This window comes from Acidobacteriota bacterium (assembly GCA_035471785.1).
In the GTDB taxonomy this organism is placed as follows: domain Bacteria; phylum Acidobacteriota; class UBA6911; order RPQK01; family DATIPO01; genus JANQFM01.
Window position 1 is genome coordinate 1 of sequence record DATIPQ010000144.1, and the last position, 10059, is coordinate 10059.

The 10059-nt window shown below is 61.1% G+C and carries 10 protein-coding genes; 6 read left to right on the plus strand and 4 right to left on the minus strand.

The annotated features are described in order from the left end of the window. The coding region (locus tag VLU25_20445; protein ID HSR70311.1) for a hypothetical protein at positions 1 to 208 on the plus strand (208 nt) is incomplete at its 5' end. Positions 209 to 226: 18 nt separating this feature from the next. Here the strand turns inward: VLU25_20445 and VLU25_20450 are convergent. The 3 genes from VLU25_20450 to VLU25_20460 all read right to left on the minus strand — a co-directional run bounded on the left by VLU25_20450 (position 227) and on the right by VLU25_20460 (position 4455). Then, on the minus strand, positions 227 to 2170 hold the full coding sequence (locus VLU25_20450; protein ID HSR70312.1) for a von Willebrand factor type A domain-containing protein: 1944 nt from the start codon (positions 2168 to 2170) through the stop codon (positions 227 to 229). A 62-nt stretch (positions 2171 to 2232) separates the two neighbouring features. Beyond that, positions 2233 to 2661 carry a hypothetical protein gene (locus tag VLU25_20455; protein ID HSR70313.1) on the minus strand — a complete coding sequence of 143 codons (429 nt, stop codon included), beginning with the start codon at positions 2659 to 2661 and terminating at the stop codon, positions 2233 to 2235. A 63-nt stretch (positions 2662 to 2724) separates the two neighbouring features. After that, on the minus strand, positions 2725 to 4455 hold the full coding sequence (locus VLU25_20460) for a protein kinase (GenBank protein ID HSR70314.1): 1731 nt from the start codon (positions 4453 to 4455) through the stop codon (positions 2725 to 2727). A gap of 1039 nt (positions 4456 to 5494) precedes the next feature. Between VLU25_20460 and VLU25_20465 the strand changes: the two genes are divergently transcribed. The 5 genes from VLU25_20465 to VLU25_20485 all read left to right on the plus strand — a co-directional run bounded on the left by VLU25_20465 (position 5495) and on the right by VLU25_20485 (position 9727). Continuing rightward, on the plus strand, positions 5495 to 6196 hold the full coding sequence (locus VLU25_20465; GenBank protein HSR70315.1) for an SUMF1/EgtB/PvdO family nonheme iron enzyme: 702 nt from the start codon (positions 5495 to 5497) through the stop codon (positions 6194 to 6196). 831 nt (positions 6197 to 7027) lie between these two features. Then, the gene (locus VLU25_20470) at positions 7028 to 7495 is read left to right on the plus strand and encodes a hypothetical protein (protein ID HSR70316.1); all 468 of its coding nucleotides are present in this window, start codon (positions 7028 to 7030) and stop codon (positions 7493 to 7495) included. A gap of 750 nt (positions 7496 to 8245) precedes the next feature. Next, positions 8246 to 8599: a DUF2442 domain-containing protein gene (locus tag VLU25_20475; protein ID HSR70317.1), complete on the plus strand. Its 354-nt coding sequence runs from the start codon at positions 8246 to 8248 to the stop codon at positions 8597 to 8599. 197 nt (positions 8600 to 8796) lie between these two features. Further along, the gene (locus VLU25_20480; protein ID HSR70318.1) at positions 8797 to 8961 is read left to right on the plus strand and encodes a hypothetical protein; all 165 of its coding nucleotides are present in this window, start codon (positions 8797 to 8799) and stop codon (positions 8959 to 8961) included. Between the two features lie 430 nt (positions 8962 to 9391). After that, positions 9392 to 9727 carry a hypothetical protein gene (locus VLU25_20485; protein HSR70319.1) on the plus strand — a complete coding sequence of 112 codons (336 nt, stop codon included), beginning with the start codon at positions 9392 to 9394 and terminating at the stop codon, positions 9725 to 9727. A gap of 20 nt (positions 9728 to 9747) precedes the next feature. Here VLU25_20485 and VLU25_20490 read toward each other — a convergent pair. Next, positions 9748 to 10059: alpha amylase C-terminal domain-containing protein (locus VLU25_20490; GenBank protein ID HSR70320.1), on the minus strand; the 312-nt coding region annotated here is incomplete at its 5' end.

A 10059-nucleotide genomic window follows, 5' to 3' on the forward strand; every position in this document is an offset into this window, starting at 1 on the left:
GACGCTGCTGGGACTTGTCCTGGGGCTGGCCGCATCGTGGGCTCTTTCGAGCTTTATCTCCGACATGCTCTACCAGGTCGGCTCCTTCGACTTGCCCACGGTGGCGGCGGTTACCCTGACCCTGCTGACGGTGGCGCTGGCGGCCATATTGATTCCCACCCTGCGGGCCACCCGGGTCGACCCGGTCACCGCGCTGCGGGAAGAGTAGCGGCCCGCGCCCAGGTAGTCAGCGGCGCCGGACCATGGCGGTTTCCTCTCCGGCTGAGAGCTGCGCGGCTTTGTCAACCAGTTGCAGGAAACCCTGGCGGTAGCCTCCAGGGTCCGAGCCCAGGCTGTCGCGGGCCCAGGACAAGGCATCCTGGTAGGTGGCAATTCCGCAGTGAGGCGACTCCCGCAAGAGCATCCCGAAGGCCGCCACCGCGGCCGAGAAGCGCAGGTCCGGCGAAGCCGCCAGGAAGGGCGAAGCATATCCGCCCACGGGAATCTCGATGAGCCGGCTCTGCTCTTCGTCGGGCCGCTTGTAGCGCAGCTTCAGGTTCATCCACTCCTGGCTCAGAGCCTGCCGGTTGGGCCGGGGGCCATCTTGATAGCGGAGAGGGTCGGTGGAGGGCTCAGGCGCTCCTTCACCGAAAGGAATCAGTTCATAAAGCACCATCAGCGAATGTCCCGCCCCGATCTCGCCGGCGTCTTTGCTGTCGTCGTTGAAGTCGCGATGCTCGAGCAGACGGTTTTCGTAGCCCAGCAGGCGGAAGGCCTCCACCCTGAGGGGATTGAACTCGGCCTGGATCTTGACGTCCTTGGCGATGGTGACCAGGGTGGCGCCGAGCTCTTCGGCCAGCACCTTGCGGGCTTCCAGCAGGGAGTCGATGTAGGCGTAGTTGCCGTTGCCTTTGTCGGCCAGCTTCTCCATGGTCGAGTCCTTCAAGTTGCCGGTCCCGAACCCCAGCACGGTGAGGAAGATGCCGCGCTTGGCTTGTTCCTGGATGAGCCGTGTCAGATCGCCCTGATTGGTGACTCCTACATTGAAGTCTCCGTCGGTGGCCAGGATGATGCGGTTGATGCCCTGGGGCTGGAAATGGCGGGCCGCCAGGTCATAGGCCAGCTTGATGCCCTCTCCGCCATTGGTGCTGCCGCCCGCTTGCAGGCCCTCCAAGGCTTCGATGATGGCGGTCTTGCGGTCGCCGCTGGTAGGAGCCAGCACCTGACCCGCCGCCCCGGCGTAAACCACCATGGCGATGCGGTCGCGGCTGCTGGCCCGGTCGACCATAAAGCGCATGGCCTTCTTGAGCAGCGGGAGTTTGTCGTAGCTCTGCATGGATCCGCTGACGTCGATCAGGAACACGAAATTGCCGGGCGGGCGCTCCGATTCGGGTATCCGGCGTCCCTGAATGCCGATGGATAGCAGGCGATGCTCCGGGTTCCAGGGGGCTTCTGCCATTTCCAGGCTGACCTCGAATGGATGGCGTCCTTGGGGAGGAATCAGATCGTAGTTGAAGTAATTGATCAGCTCCTCGATGCGGACGGCGTCCTTAGGGGGCAACTGTCCCTGCTTGAGAAAGCGGCGGACGTTGGAATAGGAGGCCGTATCGACGTCGATGGAAAAGGTCGAGAGAGGCTGATCCGAGACGTGAATGAAGTCGTTTTCGTCGATGTGGTCGTAGGCCTCGGTGTTGAAGTTGGGATTCCAGCGGGACTGGGGGTCAAATTTAGCCCTACCTATCCGAAAAACACCGCTATTCGCCGAGCTGACTGAGGCGGCTTCGGTATGCACCGGCGCGACTCCGCCCGAGACCGTCACCGCTTCCGTAATCTCGCCCAACTGCAAGGTGATGTCGACTCGACGCTCCTCGCCGGCAGCCAAAACAAACTTGGCCGTGTAGGTCTTAAAGCCGGTCAGCCGGGCCTCGATCTCGTATTTACCGGCGGGCAGTTCTTTGAACTTATATTGTCCTGCATCGTCGGAAACCGCCGTCCAGGGACGTTCCCTTCCCTCCATCGTCAAGGTTAGGTCTGCTCCTGGAATCACGCCTCCCGAGGGATCGCTCACCCTCCCGAGAACCTGCCCGGTTGACGGCTCCTGGGCGACTGAAACGGCTAAGGGGACGCTGACGAGAATCAGCAGGACCAGCGGAAGAATTCTCCGCCATGGAAAAACGGTTAGCGCTTTCATGATCTCTCCTATCCAACGGAAATTGTTGCTTACGCATTAGACCGACGCCGTCCAAGAAGGGTTCAAGCGGACGCATCGCGCCGCATGACCGAGCGGGTGGCCAGGATGATTCCCATCCACTTGGCGGCCCAGGCCACCGGAGCAATAGGGGGAATGGGCAGGCTCAGGATGGCGTGAAGCCCCAGATCGATAATCAGGAGCGCCAGCAGGATTCCAGCTCCCGTCGCCAGAGCCGCCTGGCTGGAGAGCTTGCGCAAGAAGGCCCGTGTCAGTGCAAAGCCCACGGGGACGCCGGCCAGGATGACGAAATAAGGTCCGCTTCTTTGCGCGTGTTCCTGGTAATGGGCCAAGTCCTGCCCCGGTTGGAGGGCGTAGGAATAGACGACCATGTAGAGAAAGTGGCCCAGCAGGAGCAGGGCTTCGATTCCGAGGGCCGCCAACAGCAGCCTCCCCCAGCGGATTTCAGACAGACGAAGAGCAGGGCTGCTCATAATGACCTCCTTTGGTTTAACGGGTTTTGTGTGTGAGGACTTAGGAGAAGGGCCGGCCCGGCTTTAGCGCGCGCCGGACTCGCACTCCTCAAGCCAGGGGGGAGGAGCCACCCCGGCCGGGGGCGATCGGCGCCCCTCCTGCAAACAGCGGCCGAAAGCCGCGGCGGCGGCCGCCTCTTGACCGCTTTCTTTCAAGGCCTGGCCTAGCTCGTAGTGAATCCTGGCCAGGTCGGGACGCAGGTCGGCGGCGCGTTGCAAAGCGGCCACCGCTTCTTCCTGGCGTCCCTGCTCGCTCAGGGCCGCCGCCAGGCTTCTCCACAGTCCGGAGATGCCTGGCCTGAGGGCCAAGGCGGCGGTGTAATAGCGTACGGCCTCGGCTGAACGTCCGCCACGGCGGTAGGCGGCGGCGCAGGTATCGAGCAGCGACAGGTCGTCGGGATAGAGTCGCAGGCCCCGCTGACAGAGGGAAGGCCAGAGCCTTTGGTCGCGCCCCATGAGGAGATTGGAGACCAGAACGGCCAGGGTGCGGGGCTGCATTTCTTCAAGGTCGGCCTGAGCGATTTCGGTCATCTCCGAAACCGGCGGACGGCCGCTGAAAGCCAACCGCCTCAGGCGAACGCGCAAGGGGTCGGGGTCGCCCTGCAAGAGGGCGGGGATGCGCTCTCTCAGTTCCTGCAGGCTGTAGCGGTCGTTTCCCCGCAAGATCAAATAAAAGCCGGTGCGCAGCCACAAGTCGAGTCCGTGGGCCAGTTGATTGCGGATGGGCGACTGACGGATGATCTCTGCTATTTGTTCAGCCGACTGCTGCCGGAAGTCGATGCCGAAGTCGAGGAAGGCCTGGCGGAAGCCTTGATCCTTCTTGCCGCTCAACGGGGGCTGGCCCGTCAGGATCTCGCAGAGGATGGCGCCCAAGGCGTAGACGTCGGTCCGCTCGTCGATCTGCTCTATTTCGCCGCGGGCCTGCTCGGGAGACATGTAGGAAGGGGTGCCCATGACCGAGCCTACCAGCGAGCGGGAGTCGCCGGAAATGGAACGGATGGTCTCGACCTCGGGGCCCTCCGCTTGAACGGCGGCGGCATGGCGTTCTTCCGCCGACCCTCCTTGAGGCAGGACCTTGGCCAGTCCCCAATCCACGACTTGCACCTCTCCGAAGGGACCCACCATCACGTTGGAAGGCTTGAGATCGCGATGCACGACACCCCTGGAGTGGGCGTAGGCCATGGTCTGGCAGACCTGCTCGAAAATGCCCAGGACCTTGAGGCGTCCGCTCTCCAGATCAGTGCGCTCCCTCAGCAGCTTGGCCAGGGTCTGTCCCCGCAACAGCTTCATGCTGAAGAACAGCCGTCCCCGGCCGGTGCGTCCCAGCTCGAAAACGGGGAGGATGCCGGGATGCTGCAGTTGGCCCCCGATCTGGGCCTCCTCGACGAAGCGCTGCAACATGGCCGGATACTCCTGGAAGTCCTTCTTAAGCATTTTGACGGCCACGTCGCGTCCCAGGTCGTCATCGCGTCCCTTCAGCACCACACCCACGCCGCCCCGGGCGATCTCCCCCTGCAGGCGGTAGCGGCCCGCTTGACGTTCATCCGAGTCGCCTGCCGAGAGGGTGAGGGGAGAGGAGTCCTCTTCTTGGTCGCGTAGCAGGATGCGGCTGTCCAGGCCCAGGCTCTCCTGCATGTGCTGTACCAGGCGTCCTTGGGGAACCTCTCCGAAGGCGGCTTTGAGACCGGCTTCCAGAGTCGCCTCTTGGCTGCGGTCCTGCTCTTGATCGGGTCGCCGCTCGTCGTTCTTGCCCATCTCAGCCTCCTTGCAGCCGCCGTTCTCAAGGGGAGAATCGATCCGCCCTCATATACAGGTCACGGCAAGGCCGGTTTTCGCGGGCTTCGCACGGCCATCCACTGGGCACTGACCGCTGGCGACGTGAGGCGGCCAGTCGACGATACCTACATCTGCCGGCTGATTGGCGTGATCTTCGTGTCGCACTATTCTAGTGCCGCGTCGCCAAGAGTTCTGACCCAGGGTGGAGTCGTACAGCTTCGCATCGGTGCAGGAGTTGCAGGAAACGGTCGAAGCCTTCGTGCGGGAGTGGAACGAAAAGCATTCCTGCTTTCGCTAGGACTCACCCGTTCCTCGCCCAGCGCACTCCAAGACCGCACGTCTCACGCGCGCTGGCACCCAGTTTTTCAGAGTGACTTGTTACACTCCACTCGTTGAACATAAATCGCGCCTGCCTGTTGGAAAAGAAACCTTGGCGGGACCCATGCCTAAAAACATCCGATCAAATGAGCGCGGAGTCTCGACGACTGAATACGCCGTGATGCTGGCTCTAGTCGCTCTCGCTGTTTCCTCATTGGGGCTCGACATCAGCGGTGCCGTGACAGGCGCCTTCGATTCCTTGATGGCGATCCTGAATTGAGCCGCGGACGAATGTTCCCCATAGCGGCGGTCTTGGCGGGACTCTCGTCCGCCTTGCGGCAAAGAGCCTTCTCGCGGAGAAACGATGGCTTAGCCATCCATCAAATCGAGAATTGCCGCCAGTACAAAAGTGAGGATAGTCGCAAGTATCCCGCCAGGGAGCAACCACCACTTCAGAGCGGGCTTCGCCTGCCTCATACTTGCCGACAGCGACGCAACGCATGACGCCCCAAGATCACCGAGGTGACGGAGGCAAGGACCAGGATTGGCACGTCTCGACTTAGCACATCGGTGGCGCCGGACTGTAGATTCAATCCTTTTTGACAGCAAGGTCGGCTGCAATCAGATCCCGAGGCAGAGTGGCTGCTGCCTGAATTGGGCGGCGGGCCGCACGGTAACTAGCTGCTAAAATGGGACGTTCATGACAGCCATCGAACCTGAAACGGCGCTCATCCCCGAAGGATGGTTTCTGATGGGAAGCGAAGACGGCCGTTTCAACGAACGGCCCGTCCACCGGGTCTGGGTGGACGCGTTCCGCATGGCCATCCATCCCGTTACCAACCGCGAGTACGGGCGTTTTCTCAAAGACGGCGGGCGCGAGCCTCCCAAAGGATGGGGGGAGGAACGCTTCAGACAACCCTCACAGCCCGTGGTCGGCGTCACCTGGTTCGAAGCCGATTGCTACTGCCGCTGGGCGGCCGAAACCACGGGCCGTCCCTACCGCCTGCCCACCGAAGCGGAACGGGAAAAAGCCGCCCGCGGAGGTCTGCAAGGCAAGCGCTATCCCTGGGGCGATGAAGAACCCGGCTGGATGGAGGTCAAGGGGAAAGGACACACCTTAGACCAGCTTGAAGACGTGGCCCAGGACCCGCCCAACGCCTACGGCCTCCACAACATGGGAAACCTGGTGCACGAGTGGTGCTCAGACTGGTACGACGCCAACTACTACGCCGATTCCCCCGACCGCAATCCGCAAGGCCCCCCGACCGGCATCCGCAAGGCCTCCCGCGGCGGCTCCTGGCGCCACCGCATCAAGATCACCCCCTGCGCCGCCCGCACCGCCATCCCCCCCGACCGCACCCACCTCGACTACAGCTTCCGGGTTGTCCTTACGACACGGTAATGCAGGGCTGCTGCGGGAATCCCTCCAACGGTGCAGCCGAAAGCATGGAAAAACCAAATCTGGTCCGTCCGATTCGTTAAGAAGGCCGATCCGGTTGGCCAGGGCCGCCAAACTCCGGCCCGCCAGCCAATCAATTGGATCTCAGAAGGAGGCTCGAAGAACAATGTTTAAGAGAAAACTTATCATCTCGGCCCTGCTGAGCGTGACCTTTACAGCTCTGCTTGTGGCCGGCAACGTCAAGCTCGTCTCCAACACGTGGAATCGCATTTGCAAAATCGAGGTCGCGTGGGGGATGAATGCCCCCCAAAGGGCCGATGGGACCAGGACGTTCACTAACGTCACCAAAGGTACGATTCTTGTCACGAAGCCCAACAAGGTTTGCTACCGCAGGTCGACCAATCCGACCAACTGCCAGTCAAGTCTCGGTCAGTGGACGTGCATCACCAGGCTGATCTCCGGAACTGAACAGCGTTCGGTCGCTAAGGGATGCCGAGTCGGGAGTGCAAGAGCACCCTCCGATGCGCTAGGGTATGCGGAGAGGAGAGTTCGTGCCTGGTGCTGCCGGTCATAAGTTCTGAGCCAGGGCCCTCCGTATCTTGTCCCTGACAGGGGCAGATTCGTCAGCCCAGGGTCAGCCCCGGCGAGCGTTAGCGAGACGGCGGCGCCACCCTGGGTTTCACACGGCAAAGGTCCGAAAGTTGGCGCTGCCCGCCACAGCCGAACCTGAACGTTAGGCGGAAACGCGGTGTCAGCGAGCGAGGAGCCAATATGAAGTCAACCAGCATTCCTTCATCGCGAAAGGTCGCCACGGTCCTGCTTTCATGGATCGCCATGCTGGGATTCGACTTCCTCCTCCATGGCGGGATCCTTGCGAGCCTCTATATTCAACCTAGCCCCTTCTTGCGCCCCCTTGAAGAAGCGTTCGCCCTGATCCCCCTGGGCTATGCCGCCTTCCTCACCTCGGCCATCACCCTTGTCTGGCTTGCCCCTCACCTTCAGGTCCGGGCTCCTTCCCAGGGCTTCACATTTGGACTGAAACTGGGAGCATTGATCTGGGGCGGCCTCGCCCTTGGGCTGGCGTCAATCTCGACTGCCCGACCTTCCCTCCTGGCCGGATGGTTCGTCGGTCAGACCGTGGAACTGGCCATCGGCGGATTCGTCGTAGGGTCTGCCCTCTCCGGCTCCTCTTTGCGCAGCCTTGCGATGAAGGTCCTCGCCTTCGTCTTGCTCGCGGCCATCATCACGATAGCTCTGCAAAGTCTGGGCCTCGCCCCTGCTGCAAGAATCATCAGCCGCTAGCTACCGCGGCTGCGAGATTCTCGTCCGCGACGGAAAAGGCTTCAAAGACCGCATCTCGATGCTACCCGAGTCCCGGAAGCAAGCCCTTCAGGCACACCTGCAAAGAGTCAAATCGGTTCATCAGCGCGACTTGGCCGAGGGCTAGGGCCGCGTTCAAATGCCGAGCGGTCTGGGCCGCAAATACCCCAATGCGCCAGCCGAGTGGCGCTGGCAATGGGCCTTTCCGCAGGAGAAGCGCTGGAATTACCCGAAAAGCGGCCGGGCAAGGCCGTCATCACATCGACGCCTCCCTGGTTCAGAAAGCCGTGCGCAGTGCGGTGGCCAGGGCGGGTCTGACGAAGCGTGGTCACTTGCGCGGCGGCGTTCAGTGTGGAGATGGACGCTGCGGAAGACGCGATCATTGCGCGGCCCGATGCATGGTCTCCGTATGCTCATGGCACTCGGTCGCTACCTGCTGCGGCGCTTTCCGTACGGTGTCGTCTATCAGATTGAGGAATCGCGCTTGCTCATCATCGCGGTCGCCCACGACCGTCGACGGCCTGGGTACTGGAAGTCGAGGTTGAGGACGCCCGGCTAACAAATCGCTCCACCTGATGGTCGCCTGCGGCGCCCGCAGGTGCGAGCTTCTCTGCCTCGGCGCTGACGGTCAGCGCTGTTCGTTGAACCTGAAGCCCGATCCGTTCGGGGTCGAACTCAACACTGTTGCCAGACTGGTTGAGCGACACGCCGAGGAATTTTTGGAGAGATGGCATGAGTTCTTCGCAGATTGAGATTCAAGAAGCGCGGGCTCGGCAAGTAATGGTCGATGACGACGCTTTGACCGTTGATTTGAGTGACGGCCGGACGGTCATCGTCCCGCTGATCTGGTTTCCGCGATTGTGGCACGGTTCGAAGAAAGAACGCGGAAATTGTGAAATCTTCGGGGGCGGCGGATACCTTCACTGGCCAGATCTGGATGAGGATCTGACTGTTGCCGGTCTCTTGGCCGGTCGACGTTCCGGTGAGAGCGCCGACTCTCTGAAAAGATGGCTAGCTGCACGGAAGAAGCGAAGCACAAACCCCGATAACGAGCGGCTGCAGCGGGCCGCGAAGCGCGGCCGCTAAGCCGCGAACCGTTGGCTCAGTGTAGATGAGACCGAGTTTGAACACTATGGAAAGCGAGTAGCCGACCGTTTGGAGGACTGGGATGAAACGTCCCCGGCAGCGGCTTGCTCTCAGCGGGCCTCCACTGGCCGGTCTGCTCGCTGTAGATATGACGTTTATGCCGATATCGGAATAAGCGCCACGCAGGAGCCAGCCTGATGGACAGCCGCAACGTGCCGCTGGGCAGCACCCAGCGGATTTTGGGACATGAAAACCGCACGACCACTGAAGTCTACCTGCACTCCATCGGCCAAGCCGAACGGGATGCCGTGGCCGTTTTCGAGCAGGAACGCGGCAAAGTCTCACACACCGTTCTCACATAGCGAGACGGGACATTCCTTTCATCCAATCAGCAACCTAGAAAGAACTCAGGAAAGCCGCAATTTTAGGAGGGTGGCACGCCCGGCAGGACTCGAACCTGCGACCTGCGGATTCGAAGTCAGTCGGTCCCGAGTCGGCCTGTCTCAAGGAAAGTATCTGATAATCTGCCATGGTGGTGTGTTAGGAATACAGGTTTGTGAAGAGTACGCCGAAACTGACTCCAAGGCTGCTGTCCAAAGCTCGGGTTATAGCTAAGGGCAAACGGATTCGGGATATTGAACGTCTCGTGAGCCGTTACGGAGGAAGGGCCTCCAAGTGGTTCAAGAAAAGCAGCCCTAGATTTGAGGCTGATGGAGTAGAATGCGAATATCACTGGTATGAACACCCGGACGTCGGCAGAGTCGAAATAAAGCAGATACAGGTTGATTCGGAATGATCGTAAAGCTTAAGCAACAACAACCAGACTATCCTGACCTGACTCTTGATCAGCCCTACCTTGTGATCGGGATCGAAAGTGACGATTTTCGCCTCCTCAACGATTCCGGCCAGCCTTTTCTTTACCCCTCCGAACTCTTCCTGGTTGCTGATCACAGCGAACCAAACGATTGGGTCAGCGAAGTTGGAGAGGACGGAGAACGGTATGCGTATCCGCATCAACTCAACCTGCCTGGCTTCTTTGAGGACTTCTTCGAAGGTCGGCCGCAAGCCGTGAAGTCGTTCTGGCAGGTCGTTAACCGACGGTTGGCTCTCGCGGCTGATGTGGCTTGATCGGCAGTGCGCCTCTTGAGTCAATCTCCTTTCACGAAGACGTGGTAGGACCAGGGTTGGAGGTCGAGTTGGGTTTGGGCGGTGAGGGACACGGTGTCGCCGCTGAAGTAGTCGCGGTAGGTGCCGCGGTGGAGGGATTGCTGGAAGGTTACGGTCTGGCGGGCGGGGGAAAGGTTGAGGACGGCGAAGACCTTGTCCCGGTCGTTCTGGCGTACGAAGCTGAGGACCTCGGAAGGGGTGCTGTTGGGGACGTGGATCATGCGGGCGCCCCAGGCGCCGTTGTGGAGGGCCGAGTTGGATTTCTTGAGGGCGATGAGCCTGCGGTAGAGATC